Origin of the sequence: Blautia sp. HCP3S3_H10_2, assembly GCF_052122375.1 — a bacterium.
GTDB lineage: Bacteria > Bacillota > Clostridia > Lachnospirales > Lachnospiraceae > Blautia_A.
Genome location: NZ_JBQKCL010000007.1, coordinates 23,159 through 38,763, shown reverse-complemented (window position 1 = coordinate 38,763; position 15,605 = coordinate 23,159). Strand labels below are relative to the sequence as shown.

Genomic DNA, 15,605 nt, shown 5'->3' with positions numbered 1-15,605 from the left:
GTTTTTTTATGCCTGCACTGCACACTTTCTGAAAGGATGGGTTGATTGATATGAAAAAAGAATTGTTTGCTTTAAAAGGCACTATCTGCTACAGCAAAAATCAGCGTGAACTTGTTTTCGCAGAGAATTCTTATGTCATCTGTGAAAATGGTGTCTGTGCCGGCGTTTTTTCCCAGCTTCCAGCGGAATATAAAGACATTCCCGTAGAAGATATGGGTGACCGTCTGATTATTCCAGGCTTCACCGACCTTCATCTCCATGCACCTCAGTACGCTTACCGTGGAACTGGTATGGATCTGGAGCTTTTGGACTGGCTGAATACCATTACATTTCCGCAGGAAGCCCGGTATGCAGATCTGGCCTATGCGAAAAAGGCCTACTCCATTTTTGTAGATGACCTGAAGCACAGCTTTACCACAAGGGCCTGCATTTTTGCCACCTTACACCGTCCGGCTACGGAGCTTCTTATGGATATGCTGGAAGAAAGTGGCCTGACAACTATGGTTGGAAAAGTAAATATGGACCGCAATGGCTCTCCGGAGCTTCAGGAGGAAAGCGCACAGGCTTCTGCACAGGATACCCGCCTGTGGCTGGAAGAAATCAAAGAACGTTATAACCACACATATCCGATCCTGACACCACGTTTCACACCCTCTTGCACGGACGAACTGATGGGTGAGCTTGGAAAAATCCAGCGGGAATATCACCTGCCGGTTCAGTCTCACCTTTCTGAAAACTTTAGCGAAATTGCATGGGTAAAAGAGCTTTGCCCGGCAAGCAGATTTTATGGGGATGCCTATGATATGTTCGGACTGTTCGGGACGAAGCAGACTGGCAATACCAACAATACACATAAAACAGACAACTATATAGTCAAAATGCCAGACCAGACTCAGATTTCTTCTAGCAATCCTGCCGATAGCGTAAATATCTGCCCTACCATCATGGCGCACTGCGTCCACTCTACTGACGAAGAGATCCAGATGATCAAAGACCAGGGTGTTTATATCGCACACTGCCCGGAATCTAATACCGACATTGCCTCCGGAATTGCTCCTATCCGTCGTTACCTTGACATGGGGCTTCACGTAGGACTTGGAACTGATGTTGCCGGTGGTTTTTCCCTTTCCATGTTCCGCGCCATGGCAGACGCCATCCAGGTATCCAAGCTCCGTTGGAGGCTGATGGACCAGACTCTGGCTCCTGTCACCCTGGAAGAAGCTTTCTATATGGCAACCATCGGAGGCGGCTCTTTCTTCGGAAAAGTTGGAAGCTTTGAGAAGGGCTACGAATTTGATGCCATGGTTCTGGATGACAGCAACATCCGCCATCCACAGGAGATTTCCACCCGCGACAGACTGGAACGGCTGGTTTATCTGTCAGATGACCGGAATCTGAGCGCGAAATATGTGCAGGGACGGAAGGTAGTGTAATCACAGACTTGACCTTTTCACCAGATACACGTAAAATATTAATATTCTGATACGTGAAACGAACAGTAAAAAGAGGTTCCCGCTATGAATACGATGCCTATTCCGGAATTAATAAGCAAGGTTACAGAAATTTGTAAAAAAAATAATGTGACACGACTGGATTTATTTGGTTCCTTTGCTACCAATACTGCCACTCCCACCAGCGATATTGATTTTGTTGTTTACGGTTGCCCTGATTTATTGCAATTAGAGGATGACTTACAACAGATTGAAACTTTACGAAAGATAGACATTTTTGACTTTGATAATATAAAAAATGAATTTCTTTTGGAGGATATAAAAAAATATGGAAAGCAAATCTATTAATCGTTACAATACCTTTTGCAAAAGTCTTAAAAACCTTGCGAAAAGTAGAACTGCTGACGTAAATGCTGATTTTGTTCTTGAGGGTACTGTGCTGAATTTCAGTCTCACTTTCGATATTTCCTGGAAAGTTATGAAAGATATCCTGATAAAAAAATTGGGAATCCTTGATTTTGCAGTCGGTTCTCCCAGAGAGACACTGCAACAGGCTTTCGCCAACAGACTTATTGATGACGACCAGTGGCTGCAGATGTTAAAAACCCGTAACCACTTGGCACACGACTATGATGGTACTCTTGCAACTGAGAAATTTCAGGATATTATAAATATCTATTATCCGCTTTTCGAAAAATTTAAAGTAGCCGCTGAAAAATATTATAGATAAGCTTTGCTTATTCACACCGTCGATTAAAAGATAGACGGTAATACAAAAACCAGGGCCATCAATGCGCTCTGGTTTTTGTATTTGCCTCTAAATATATCATTTTAAATCATCAGTTCTTCACATTTATTTCGAAAACACAGCATCATTTCTGGAAAGAAGATATACGCAATATTGATTCATACTAATGCCTTCTCTCTTGGAATGTTCCGCCAGTGATCTGTGCAGGCTTCGTGGAATTCTCAATTTAAATTGTCCCGAATAATCCTCAAGACTGTCCGGCTCATGAATCTCAATCCCCTCCTCCAATGCAGCTTCGAGCCACGCTTTTTTCGCATCCAGCGCATTTTCCACCGCAGTCTCCACTGTCTCTCCACATGTAATGCACCCTGGTAAATCCGGATAAGAAACCACAAATCCACCTTCATCCTTATCTTCTACAATTTCCATACGATAGGCCATTTCCATATAATCATTCAACGTCTTCATCTTTCTTCGCCTCGCTTTCTACAATCTGCCTTACCATTTCTACATATACTTTTTTAATCGGTTCATGTTTTGGTATTGTAATCGGCGTACACTCCTCCTTCCTAAATGTATAATGGCAGCTTCCACTTCTCGGTGAATTCATTTCATATCCATAACTTTCCAATACCTTCCGCAGCTCATCAAACCGAAGGTCTTTTGATAAATCGCATATACGTGTTATCAGTTTATCCCATTTTGACATTCTTATATCTCCTTATATTATATGTGGTGTCGCATATGGTGTCAATCTTTCTATTTATCGCTTCTGTAATAGAAACATTTTTATCAATATAGTTTACAGGGTATTTCTGTTCCTGATATGGAACTATTAGAATAATAGATTTAAGGATAATTTATTATTTGTGAGGTTATCTTATCAAGATTGCGAATGTGTATATATCCTTATTTTGACATATTTATAATTATTTTTACTATTTTATTTACTACAAATCGTATCGTTGCTGATTTATCAATATACAAACCTCCGTTCTGTCCCAGTATTCAAATGGTTTCTCTTTTCTTTTTCACCAGACACCCCTTCTTAAAAAACGCAATCCCATAACACAAAATCTGGTCATACTCTCCTTCATATTCTTTTGCATACATCCGCTCATCGATCTGCCGTATTGCACGTTCACAGTCGCACACCATGTTTTCTCTTTTATCGGAATATTTCACTTCAAGAACTACAGCCCGTCCATTTACCGAATCGAAAATTGCAACATCACTGCGTCCCTCCCCATGCTCTCTGTTTGATTCCACACAATATCCTGCACCAGCAAAAATCCCTGCCAGAAAAGCATGATAAAAATCTTCTTTATAATCATAATAACTGATAGTTTTTCGCAGTAGTTTATTTATTTCCTCAGTCAATGTCTCCTCATCAGCCTGCCATACTGCTGCAAACAAAGCCTTTCGATTCCATTCCATGGCACTGTCATCAAACCAGTTTGCTATCGTTGATTTGAAAATGTCACGAATCTCTGCATTTGGAATCATCAACGCTGACATTCCCTCCGGTAATTTTTTCTTTAATTTATCATCCCTTACCTTCGTCAGATATCCTGTCAGGTAAAGAATACTCCATAGGTTATTTTCAGAAGAGTGCAGGTAATCATATGTAACACTTTCATCCACCGGCAGTGTGATATAGCCTCCTGCCAGTAAAATCTCCAGTTTCTTCGTTATGCTCTCTCCCTTATAGTCAATAAAAGAGCGAATGATCGCATTATCGCTGGTATTTCTCCAATAGCTCTGGGGTTTGGCCTTGGAATTCCAGTCCAGATCGTGAAGATAATTCAGTACATCCCAAGGGCAGTAAATGTCAAAATTTCCAAAATGGTATCCATCGTACCAATCTTTTACTTTCCCTGCATATTTCTCTGCGCCCGCATCCTGCAGCATCTGGCATACCTCTTCCTGGGTAAACCCAAAATATTCATCAAATCTGGAGGTTGTAATCGTATCTGTAACAAAATTGTTCGTTCCTGTAAAAATACTTTCTTTGGCAATCTTTAAACAGCCTGTAACGACCGCAAACTGCAAAAATTTATTATCCTTCAGCGCCTGCATAACACCTTTCATAAACTCAAGCATTTGGTCATAGTATCCATTGGCACTTGCTTTTGCAAGTGGAACATCATATTCATCAATTAAAAGAATTACCTTTTTTCCATAATGTTTCTCCATTACTTTTATCAAAAAATAAAGGCTGTTTTCCATTTCAACTTTTGTTGACTCTTTTCGGATATAATGGCGTATATTCTCTTTCTCTTCTGTTGTTATATTCTCGCTTTTCAAAAGATAATCATGTTCTGAAAAAGTACTGGCGATCAAAAGCTGAAACATTTCATAAGCACTGTCAAATGCCAGACCACTAATACTTTTAAAAGAGACAAAAACAACCGGCCACTTATTCATCCATTTCTCACATAGCCAATAATTCCGTGAAATTTCCAAGCCTTCAAATAACTCTCTGTTATCCTTCTGGATGTCAAAAAAGCTGGCAAGCATATTCATTCCCAAGGTTTTTCCAAAACGTCTTGGTCTGGTAATCAGTGTAAAACCGTCACTTCCCGTTTTTAAAATTTCACTTATCAATCCTGTTTTATCTATATAGTAGTAATTGTTCTGCCGAATTACTTCAAAATCCGAAACACCGACTGCGATAGAAATATTTATCATGCTTTTCCTCCTCGTATTGCTTCACTTAAACATTCCATTAGCATATACTTTATGCCCCCGAAGCTCAGGACCTGATTCAAAATCAGGTTCCATTTATTTCCTATTTTTCTATCTTTCGTATTTATGTCCTTTGTGTTTATGTCTTTTGTGTTTATATCTTTTGTGTTTATATCTTTTATTGTATAAATATTGTAATAGTATTTGTTTGGTTTGTAAAGCATTTACCAAAAGTGCGTTATAAAAATACAGCTTATAAAAAGTTTATAGAATGCCTTATAAAAATACATTCTACTTACAGTTATGTTTTTTCAAACAGGCTCTAATATTTAACTTTACAAACTTAAGGATATTTTCGCTCCTGATTCGGAACTATCAGAACAATATACTAAAAGATGGACTATAACATTTTGAGTCGATTTAAATGTACGAATCTTATAAGACACGTCTAGGATAACATACTACCAAACACATTCAAAGAAAAATCGTTCGACATGTTTCGACAGTTCACCAACGAAATAAACCAAAACCTTTTTTATATACCAAGAATCCCAGCGAAATTTTTGCTTACAAAAAAGGAAATCCCACCGCAATGGAATTCCCCTTTTTCAATTACGGTTACTGTTCACTCCGTGACCAGCAACCACTTACGCTCCCAGATACTCCCGTATCCGCTCTTCCTCCATATTCTCCCCGATCACGATCACCACTTCCTGTCCTACAGCGATTGGTTTCAGGGAAAATTCCTTACGGGTAGCATTTAGTTCCAGCCAGCCCTTGGTCTCATTCGACAACTCAGCAGAACCTTTATCTGCAGCTCCCACAGAACCGCTATCTGCTGCCCCAGCCAGACCATTATCTGCTCTCTTAGCATTCTCTTTATCGCCACTGCCACCATTCGCTTCTTTTGCGGGAATCTGCCTGTTTTCCCTCACGAATCCCTTAATCCGGAACACATCTCCGCATCTGGGATCCTCCAATATCTTACGTGCCGCCGCTTCCAGTTTCTCCCCAGAAATCTTCAGTTCCATAAAATACAAAGACTGGAAGCCTTCCTTCTCGTCAAAACACTGCTTTTCGAAATCCTCCATCACATAACCGCTGGCAAAAATCCGCTGGAAATCCTCATCCGTAAATTGCTCCCAGTCTTTGCACAGAATTTCCTTCTCTGTAAAACGTCGTTTGCATTTCACACCTTCCAGCGCCCGGTTCAGATGCTCCACAGTCCCCTGGATTTCCTGCTCAGACGCTTCCTGGCTTTTGCTGAGAACAATGCATCCCGCATCCGCAGCCTCTGAAGCCAGCAGATACTCTGCCTGTGGCTGCAGCTTTTCTTCCAGTCTGGCATCCAGAATGGTGATCACGTTTCCGATCTGGTACCATTTATCCAAAGGCTCCTCATACAGTGCATCGAAAAACTCATCTACATCAAAAATCCCAGACGGCTCAATGAGAACCCTGTCATATCCACACATTCCCATTGCGATCAGCTTAGTCTTAAACCTTCTCCTGTGGCAATCCTTGTCGCAGCCGCCGGAAACCATCTCCAGCTCACAGTTCTCGCCCTCCAGATCATGAAGCAGCATCATATCCACATTCACTGCACCAAAATCATTTTCCAGGATGCCGATATTTAAACCCTGGCTCATCAGCCAGGAAGCATATTTTTTTATAAATGTGGTCTTCCCGGAACCCAGGAAACCTGTAATTAAATCTACCTTTACCACGGTATATCACCTCTTATTTTCTCAAAATTATTCTTACATTTTTAATAACAATAGGATTAAAACTGAGCAGGTACTCTTTTTTCAAGATATACCTGCTCCGTTATTTTTAACTGTTCAATCCATTTTCGCTCTATCGCCTATTTATCCAATAACGCCTCAAACTCCTCCTGTGGCATCGGCTTCGCAAAATAATATCCCTGGAAATAATCGCAGCCGTAATTCTTCAGGAAGTCCGCCTGCTCCTTCGTCTCCACACCTTCTGCGATCACTTTCAGGTCCAGGCGGTGAGCCAGCTCGATCAGAGAAATGATAATATTGTTATTTTTTCTGTTCAGTCCGATTTTCTGGACAAATCCCATATCCAGCTTCAAAATGTCAAAATCATAATCACGAATGGTGCTAAAAGAAGACACCCCGCTTCCGAAATCATCTACCAAAAGCTTCGCTCCTGCAGCATGCATCTGAGCCAGGAACCTGTTCCCATCCTCAGACACTCCCGCATAAGCAGACTCGGTAAGCTCGTAGCTGATGCTTCCCCTCGGCAGCTCTGATGTACGCACATCATTCAGGATCTTCTCCATGATATGCTTGTCCATCAGATCCATTCTGGAAAGGTTCACACCGATATCCACATTCCGCCTGCCTTCCCTCTGGCGTTTTTCCAGGAATCCATAAACGCTCTGGTAAACATAAGAATCCAGCTTGGTAATATAACCGCTCTCTTCCAGGATCGGGATAAATTTCGCCGGGGAAATATTGCCGAATTCACAGCTGAACCATCTGGTCAGCGCCTCTGCCAGCACCACTTTCCCTGTCCAGGCATCGTAAATCGGCTGATAGAAAACCTTGATCTCACCATTCTGGATGGCATCGTCCAGATGAAGAAGAGCAATACTCCGCTGCTCGTAATCCTCCCGCATCTGCTCATTAAAAACAGCGTACGGCTGGACAAACTGGTTGGTAATACTGGACTTGGCAAGCTTGGCCCTGTCGCACATGTCCGATACGCTTAAGCTGCAATGCCGCGGAATGTAATAAATACCGCACTTGCCATATAAATCCAGCTTCAGTTCCCCTTTGTTATACGTTCTGTGTAAAAGCTCTGGCAGACGTTCCAGATCCATATCGCATTTTCTCGTAAATACGGTAAAACGGTCTGCCTCCATCCTTCCCACTGCCAGTGGTTTCAGAAAACAAGTCGCAAGAATCTCCGCGACCTTCTTCAAGAGCGCATCCCCCGCCTCATAGCCAAACAGGTCATTTACCGTCTTAAATCTCTGGATATTAAAATAAGCTATAGCATAATCCTGCTCTGGGTTGCTCTCCAGCATCTTTCGCACCTTATGAAAAAATCCTGTCCGGTTCAATGCCCCTGTCACTGAATCCGTTTCCATAATTTTCGCTTTTATCGTCATTGTTCTCCACTCCGTCCGGCCTTCTTCACGTCCCCCAACACATTCTCCAGAACCAGACATTCCCTTTCTTACTCACATTCCTATACTGCTTATTTTACTATTGTTTTCTGGTTTTGAAAAGCTTAATTTATAAGATGCGAAGTTCAAAAGATCAAAAAGCTGTTCATGCTTGCACGATAAAGCTTTTGACCTTGGGTCACGCCCAACATGAGGAAGTCGCGATTTACGTAGAAAAACAGCCGCCTATATGATAGCTTCCGTCATTTTCTCCGACATGAGCCCCTATCACAGCGACTGCTTTTCATTATTATAATTACTTTTTCCTGTTTTCGCCTTACATTGTCAGCAATTCCTTAAAACTCTGAATCCTCTTATCTGCTTTCTCATATCCGGCAGCGTCCCCAATTCCTACAGCCTGCATCCCTGCATTCTTAGCAGCATCAATTCCAGCGTAAGCATCTTCTACCACATAACAGTCCTCCGGTTTCTCTCCCAGGAATTCTGCCGCTTTCAAAAATACCTCCGGATCCGGTTTGGACTTCGTGATATTTGTACCATCGGAAATTGCATCGAATGCAGCCAGCAGATCAACCTTTTCCAAGATAAATTTCGCATTCTTACTGGAAGAACCAAGTGCCAGCTTATAGCCTCTCTTATGTAATTCAGCGAGAGTTTCTCTTACCTCATCCGCTACATCCGCCGGTGTCATAGATGCAAGAAGCTCCCTGTATGTATGATTTTTGCTTTCCATCAGTTCTGCTTTTTTCTTCTGGGAAAGAGCCGGGTCTTCGTATCTTTCCAGAATGATTTCCAGGCTTTCTGCCCTGCTTACACCGCGAAGACGGTTATTAATGGTTTCATCGAAATAGATTCCCATTTCATCTGCCATCTTTTTCCACGCCTGATAATGAAACTTATCTGTAAAAACAATAACACCATCTAAATCAAAAATAAATGCTTTCATCTGTTTTCTCCAATCTATCTCAAACTTAATCACATTGCCTATGCAATATTATCTGATTACATCCAGCTGCATAAGCTCCGCAGCCGCACCTTGTACCATCTCCGGATTAAATCCCAGGAAAAACATATACTGTAATTCATTCAGACTTAAGTTCAGGTTCTCTGGGTCCTGACTGTTGATCTTGTCCACCGCAAGCGGCATTTTCCGTGCCAGGATTTCCATTGCACGGAGATCATTCTGCATTTCTTCCAGACGGGAATTCATGGTGTACGCTTTTCTGTAGTCCCGGTTTGTTCGGTAGCAGAATTCATAGATACCTGCTGAAAGCTTGATCTCACCCTGTAAATTCTGCGGCGTTTCCTTACTTCCGTTTTCCTTTCCGTCGGTTCCGCTTCTTTCGTTTTCTCCCTCTTCATCCTTCAGTTCCACGTACGATTTCATCTCCGCCACATCTGGCAGCACCGCCACCGCGCTGCATCCAAAAGGAATTTCAAACCGGACTGTCACCGTGCCGTCTTCGTTTACTTTCCATGCAGAAGTATATTTTCCACTTACAGAATCATAGCTGTATGTGACATAGCCAAGCTTATTATTCAGCTGAGGCGCGAAGCGCACCTTTTTAAATCCTGGCTCCATTTCCTGGATTCCTGCCATATAACGGTACACATACTCCATTACAGAGCCATAGGAATAATGGTTCAGGGAGTTCATGTCTGTTCCGCTTATGGTACCATCATCCAGAATGGAATTCCATCTTTCCCAGATCGTGGTGGCTCCCAGATTTACACAATGCATCCAGCCAGGGAAGCCCTCCTGGAACAAAATATAGCTTGCTACATCTTCAAGTCCATTCTGGGCAAGCACCTGGCAAAGCATGGTAGCTCCCACGAAGCCTCCTTTGATTTTATAACAATCTTTTCTTAATCTCTCTTTTAGTCCGGAAATCAGCTTGTTTTTATCACGATATACGCCAAAATTCAGGCACATAAGATAGGCTGTCTGTGTATCTATCGCCAGTCTTCCATTTACAGCAAAAAATTCATTCAGAATTGCGCCACGAATTTTCTCAGCTTTCTCATGGTAGTACTCTGCTTCCAGCTTGTATCCCAGAATTTCTGCAGCTTCTGCCACTTTTCCCGTCGAAGCAAAATAGTACAGGGATGCTACCAGTGCATCATCTGTGCCGCCCTTCATGCTCTGTGGTGAGATACCATCCTGGGCAAGCCAGTCTCCGAAATGGAATCCGAAATTCCACAGATTCTGATTTCCATTTTGTTCATCACTCCGGATGATCCAGTCTACCCATTCTTTCATCATGGAATAATTCTGTCTTAATTCATCTTTATCTCCGTAATGATGATACAGAACCATCGGAATAAAAGTTGCTGCATCACCCCATACACTGGACCCGCCAGGAAGACCTCCCAGGTTCGGAATGAAGTTTGGAATCGCACCGTTCTGTTTTCTCTGCTCGATATGCAGATCTTTTAAAAACTTCCGGTAAAAAGCCCTGGTATCCATGTTGTAGCAGGCGGTAGGTGCAAATACCTGTGCATCTCCTGTCCAGCCTAGTCTTTCATCACGCTGCGGGCAATCTGTAGGCATGTCCAGAAAATTGGACTTTTGTCCCCACATACAGTTTTTTGCAAGGCGGTTCAGCTGTGCAGAAGAAGAGTCAAAATATGTGGTTGTTTCCAAATCGGAATACACCACACATCCGCGAAATACAGATGGATCTACTTCCCCAGGCCATCCTGTCACACGCACATAGCGGAAGCCAAAGAAGGTGAAATGCGGGCGTACCTTTTCCCTTCTGCCATCCGAAATATACTCATATCTGGCCTTTGCCGTTCTATAGTTATCATTATAGAAATTGCCTTGCTGCAGCACTTCCCCGAAATCCAGAGTAACTTTTGTTCCAGCCGGAAGTTCTGAATCAAATTCCACGAAGCCAACCATGTTCTGTCCCATATCCAGGACAGTCTCACCGGCTGGTGTGTGAATAATCTCCCGTACCGTAAGTGTCTCTTTTACCTTCACCGGAAGACTGTAACGCTCAGTAAGCTGCGCCGTAGTAAGAGTAATTTCCCCCATCAGGGTTCCCTTGTCTTTTTCGATGAGCTGTACTGGTTTCGCTGTATTTTCTTTTTCCTTCCACAGCTGTCGGTTCAACACTTCCCCATCATAGAGATCACTCATTTCGATATCGCTGCCCCGGTATGTCCAGGTCTCATCTGTGGCAACCACAGTCTCACTGCCATCCTCATACCAGATATGAAGCTCTGCAATAGCCGCAAATCTGGTTCCATAGCACTGGGATGCGCCTTCATATCCAAGTCTGCCTTTGTACCACCCATTGCCACAATAAATTGAAATCTGATTTTCCTGACCACCAAGCAGATGGTCGGTCACATCGTAGGTCTGATACTGGATTTTTTCCCGGTAATCATTGCAAAATGGAGCCAGGATATCTTCACCGGCTTTTTTTCCATTGATACAGGCTTCATATACACCTAAGCCGGTTACATACAGTCTGGCTCTCAGAATGCTCTTTTCAACTTTTGTAGTCCCATTATCACATGCACAGTTTTCTGATGTAGCTTTATCTGATACTGCTTTCTCTGCTGTAACTTTTTCTGATACAGTTTTCTCAGGCATTCCGTTTTGGGTCACTACATCTTGTACGCCAGCCATACCTTTTACTTCAAAATTCTTCTCAAAAACAGGATGGAACTTATCATCTTCCGCAGTGGTAATAAATTTACCAACCCATGGAGTTTTTCCTTTTCCCCTTTCGAAAAAAGCTGTTCCACATCCCAGATCACCAGCATCTCCTGTCACCGTAACACGGCAGTAATAACGGGTATATGGCTCTACCCGGACAGCGATTTCCTGTCCTGTACAATCCAGATCAGCCCCCTGTTTTTTCCAGATACATTTGGAAAAATCCGCCTTATCACTTACCTCGATAAGAACATTCTCCGCCCTTTTAGATACGCTTTCCCGCACCTTCCAGGACAATTTCAAGTGATCCAGTTCGAAACCAACCGGATTTTCGATGCCATTGATTTTTATGTCCTCAATTCTCATATACTATTTCCTCTTAATATGTTTCATACTTCCAGTACTATAAATCTGACATATAGCGTTACTATTCACCTTGTGCTTAGCAACGCTGTATGTCTTTCTAATAATTCTCCGTACTCTCCAGACTTCTTTTATTACATAAACTCAAATTCCATAAACTGCAGCGTTCCGGAAATCTCAAAAATGAAATACAGCGGTTCCACAGCTTTTCCTGTCTTAAACGGAATTGTCACAGTCTGCCACTGGATCTCATTCTCTAACCGGATATCAGCTTCCCCTCTGAGTAATTCTCCGCTTTCATCCGCAGCTGCAAGAATCTTTCCTTCGGCACTTCCTCTTACAATCATCTTCACACAAGAAAGTTCTTCCTCATAAGAAAAATACTTATATCCAACCTTCACGTCCTGCTGCACATTTGCAATATAATGTGTCTCCCCATCCTGGAAAATATATGGGAACCGCTCTCTCCTGCATTCACCATAATTTATTTTTCCATCATTCCCAGGGCAGATAAGATTACATGCAATAGCTGCCGGATATTTTCCTTTTCCTGTAAGTGCACCAGCATTCAGTCCACAGCTTGTCATCTCCACCTGCTGGATTTTCCCATCTGCTCCAATGGTGATTTTCTCAGCGCACCCCTGTCTGGAACACTCAGTTCCATGTGTCTGGCGATGGTAAAAAATATACCACTGACCATTTACGCAAATCATTCCACCATGATTATTGCCCATCATATTCCTGGGAACTGCATTCCCCTGATATCCAATATCACCATTTGAAATAAGCGTTCCACCATAAGAAAAATCCCTGTTTGGATAGTCACTGACTGCATAACACAATTCATGACTTAAATGGCTGGAATACACAAAATAATACTTCTCTCCCACTTTTCTCATAGAAGACGCCTCAAAGAATCCATGTCCTTCGAACTCTGTGCCTTTCTCCAGCTTCTGCCCCGGAACCATCATTACCGGCTCTTCCTTCAACGTAAGCATATCCGGCTCCAATTCTGCTACCATGGCTCCCGGGCTGATGCCCATTTCCTGTTTTTCTTCCACGCCCATATCTGGTTTCTCCATATCAATTTCCGGGCAAAAGCCGTAATACAGCCATACCTTTCCATCATCATCCACCAGCACCGCCGGGTCAAAGGGGAGATATTCATTTAATTCTTTTCCATTTCTGATACTTTCCGGATAACGGATATGTCCATAGAATTCAAAAGGTCCGGCAGGTGAATCACTGACTGCCACTCCGATTTCCGGCACAAAAGTCACACAGTAATACAGATGATATCTCCCGTCCGGGCCCTTTACCACATCTGGTGCCTGAAGAGCCCTTTCGCCACCAGGATTTGACGGATCCTGGTCTTTCCTGTAGGAAACGCCTTCATATTTCCAGTCAGACAGATCTGAAACAGGCGCTGACCAGACTACATAATCCTGCATGCAATACCTCTCTCCTCCTGCAAGATCGTGGGAGCCATATACGTATAACCGTTTTCCAAACACATGGGGCTCCCCGTCCGGTACATATTCATTAAGGGGTAAATATGGGTTATATGCCTGTTTCTTCATTATTTGCTATTTTCCTTTCCTCTTGATTCATGATATAAATGACACATAACACTTTAAATGCACTCTAAAACACGTTAAAAAAGCTTCTGCTATATATCACCATGTGAAGCATGCAAATTGCGAAAATGTTTTTTCAAACACGCTCGAATTTTCTAAATACTTTGTATTTCGTTGATATTCCATCTCCTAATATCTTAGATATTCCTTGCCGCAGAACGGATCCACCGGGCTTTTTCCTTTAAATTCAGACCGCCCCATTAATTTCTCCGCACATGCATCAATGACATAATCATTGTTGGAATAGCAGTTGATATATGTCTGAATCTGCGGTACATCAATAAGAGAATATGGATTTCCCATACTTACATAAATAACCGGAACCTCTGCTGTAAACCATGGGCAGTTATCTCCATTTCCCCAGAAGGTGTACCACTGATAACGGTTAGTTACCTGATTCGAAGCATTCTCCATATTTCCTATATAAAGAACCAGATCGTATTTCTTCAGAAATCCTCCTACGGAAAAATCAGGTTCGGATGAGAAATCTTCTTTCTGATATATGGAAACTTCAAATCCCTCTTTTTCCAGAAGTGCTTTCCAACGCTCTGTAACTCTTGCACTGGATGGATAGTCACCAAGGATCTCCAGCAGGATTCTCCTTGTTTTTTCCGGTGAGATTGGCAGAACGTTTTCGTTATTCTTTACCAGTGTGACAGATTTATCTGCGCACTCACGTGCCCAGCTTTCGTAAACATCATTTCGCAGGATAGAAAGATCTTCTTTTGCCGGAACCAGTTCTGTTTTTGCTTTTTTATGCAGCCCGATTGCAGCCTTGGCCGCAAGGATCCTGGTAACTGCCTCATCCAGTCTCTTCTCAGAAAGGATTCCGTTCTTATAGCCATTCAGCATGTACATATAATCTTCATGAAGATCTTTATTAAACAGGAACATATCACAGCCAGCTTCAATGGAATACGGAACAGCTTTCTCACGCTTCATTCCAACTGTAAATCCAAGCATACAGGTAGAATCAGTGCTGATAAGTCCATTGAATCCAAGCTTACCGCGAAGCAGTCCCTGAAGCAGCTCCGGGCTTAAGGTTGCCGGAACCAGTTTATCCGGGAAATCCGGGTTAAAATGCTTCTGATAAGCAGGCTGGGCAATATGTCCTACCATAACAGTCAAAGCCCCGTCATCAATCAGGCCTTTATAAATTTTTCCATATGTTTCATCCCACTCTTCGCAGGAAAGATTATTTACACTTGTGAGGATATGCTGGTCTACTTCATCACAGCCATCTCCTGGGAAATGCTTGATGGAAACTGCTACATTTTCCTCATCCGCACCACGTTTGTATGCCAGACCGCATTTCAGGACAAACTCCGGATCCGCTCCATAGGTACGCACATTTGTAATCGGGTTTCTCCAGTTTCTGTCAATGTCCACTACCGGGGCAAATGCCCAGTTACAGCCTACTGCTTTTCCTTCGGAGCAGGAAATCTTGCCAAGACGGTATGCCTGCTCAGGATCACCAGTCGCAGCCACTTCCATCTGTTTTCCAAAAGAGGTTCCATCTACAGCGATTCCGTCACCGCCAGCTTCCAGGTTTGCAGCAATAAAAAGCGGGATTTTGCTGTGCTCCTGAAGCCATCTGTGACAAGCCTGCATTTCTTCACTTTCCCCACAGCGGTACAAAATACCGCCGATATGATGATCCAGCATTACGTGCTGCAGATAGCCAGGATCAGCAGAATAGCCGATAGGAACCATCAGCTGTCCGATCTTCTCCTCCAGTGTCATTGCTTTCTTTGTCTCTTCTACCCATTTCACCCCTTCATCATCCAGGTTAAATGGTGCTGCCTTTATATCGATCATAATTATTTTCATCCTTTTCTAAAAAAATACTGCTGCAAACAGAAGCTCGCTTATTCCGTCCGCATCTCCA

At 42.7% G+C, this 15,605-nt stretch carries 12 protein-coding genes; 3 read left to right on the top strand and 9 right to left on the bottom strand.

All coding sequences use genetic code 11. The annotated features are described in order from the left end of the window. Window positions 1–50 precede the first annotated feature (50 nt). The 3 genes from ACTQWB_RS09160 to ACTQWB_RS09150 all read left to right on the top strand — a co-directional run bounded on the left by ACTQWB_RS09160 (window position 51) and on the right by ACTQWB_RS09150 (window position 2,181). Window positions 51–1,433: an amidohydrolase family protein gene (locus ACTQWB_RS09160; protein ID WP_441500954.1), complete on the top strand. Its 1,383-nt coding sequence runs from the start codon at window positions 51–53 to the stop codon at window positions 1,431–1,433. Window positions 1,434–1,517: 84 nt separating this feature from the next. Next, window positions 1,518–1,799 (top strand): nucleotidyltransferase family protein, encoded by a 282-nt coding sequence (locus tag ACTQWB_RS09155; RefSeq protein WP_441500953.1) that lies wholly within the window; start codon window positions 1,518–1,520, stop codon window positions 1,797–1,799. Beyond that, window positions 1,780–2,181: an HI0074 family nucleotidyltransferase substrate-binding subunit gene (locus ACTQWB_RS09150; RefSeq protein WP_441500952.1), complete on the top strand. Its 402-nt coding sequence runs from the start codon at window positions 1,780–1,782 to the stop codon at window positions 2,179–2,181. Before ACTQWB_RS09155 ends, ACTQWB_RS09150 begins: the two co-directional genes overlap by 20 nt. Window positions 2,182–2,304: 123 nt before the next feature. On the opposite strand, the gene ACTQWB_RS09145 is transcribed toward ACTQWB_RS09150, so the two are convergent. From ACTQWB_RS09145 to ACTQWB_RS09105, 9 genes are all read right to left on the bottom strand, one after another. Next, window positions 2,305–2,667 (bottom strand): type II toxin-antitoxin system HicB family antitoxin, encoded by a 363-nt coding sequence (locus ACTQWB_RS09145; RefSeq protein WP_441500951.1) that lies wholly within the window; start codon window positions 2,665–2,667, stop codon window positions 2,305–2,307. Further along, window positions 2,651–2,908, bottom strand: a complete 258-nt coding sequence (locus ACTQWB_RS09140) for a toxin HicA (protein WP_441500950.1) — start codon at window positions 2,906–2,908, stop codon at window positions 2,651–2,653. Before ACTQWB_RS09140 ends, ACTQWB_RS09145 begins: the two co-directional genes overlap by 17 nt. Window positions 2,909–3,207: 299 nt before the next feature. Beyond that, window positions 3,208–4,890: an AAA family ATPase gene (locus ACTQWB_RS09135; protein ID WP_441500949.1), complete on the bottom strand. Its 1,683-nt coding sequence runs from the start codon at window positions 4,888–4,890 to the stop codon at window positions 3,208–3,210. A 644-nt stretch (window positions 4,891–5,534) separates the two neighbouring features. Further along, on the bottom strand, window positions 5,535–6,614 hold the full coding sequence (locus ACTQWB_RS09130) for a GTP-binding protein (RefSeq protein WP_441500948.1): 1,080 nt from the start codon (window positions 6,612–6,614) through the stop codon (window positions 5,535–5,537). A 137-nt stretch (window positions 6,615–6,751) separates the two neighbouring features. Continuing rightward, the gene (locus ACTQWB_RS09125; RefSeq protein WP_441500947.1) at window positions 6,752–8,029 is read right to left on the bottom strand and encodes a putative bifunctional diguanylate cyclase/phosphodiesterase; all 1,278 of its coding nucleotides are present in this window, start codon (window positions 8,027–8,029) and stop codon (window positions 6,752–6,754) included. 334 nt (window positions 8,030–8,363) lie between these two features. Beyond that, window positions 8,364–8,993 carry a beta-phosphoglucomutase gene (gene pgmB / locus ACTQWB_RS09120; RefSeq protein ID WP_441500946.1) on the bottom strand — a complete coding sequence of 210 codons (630 nt, stop codon included), beginning with the start codon at window positions 8,991–8,993 and terminating at the stop codon, window positions 8,364–8,366. A 48-nt stretch (window positions 8,994–9,041) separates the two neighbouring features. After that, a complete protein-coding gene (locus tag ACTQWB_RS09115; protein WP_441500945.1) occupies window positions 9,042–12,083 on the bottom strand; it encodes a family 78 glycoside hydrolase catalytic domain in 3,042 nt (1,013 codons plus the stop codon). A 131-nt stretch (window positions 12,084–12,214) separates the two neighbouring features. After that, the gene (locus tag ACTQWB_RS09110) at window positions 12,215–13,660 is read right to left on the bottom strand and encodes a family 43 glycosylhydrolase (protein ID WP_441500944.1); all 1,446 of its coding nucleotides are present in this window, start codon (window positions 13,658–13,660) and stop codon (window positions 12,215–12,217) included. 186 nt (window positions 13,661–13,846) lie between these two features. Further along, window positions 13,847–15,535, bottom strand: a complete 1,689-nt coding sequence (locus ACTQWB_RS09105; protein ID WP_441500943.1) for a glycoside hydrolase family 3 protein — start codon at window positions 15,533–15,535, stop codon at window positions 13,847–13,849. Between the last annotated feature and the right edge of the window lie 70 nt (window positions 15,536–15,605).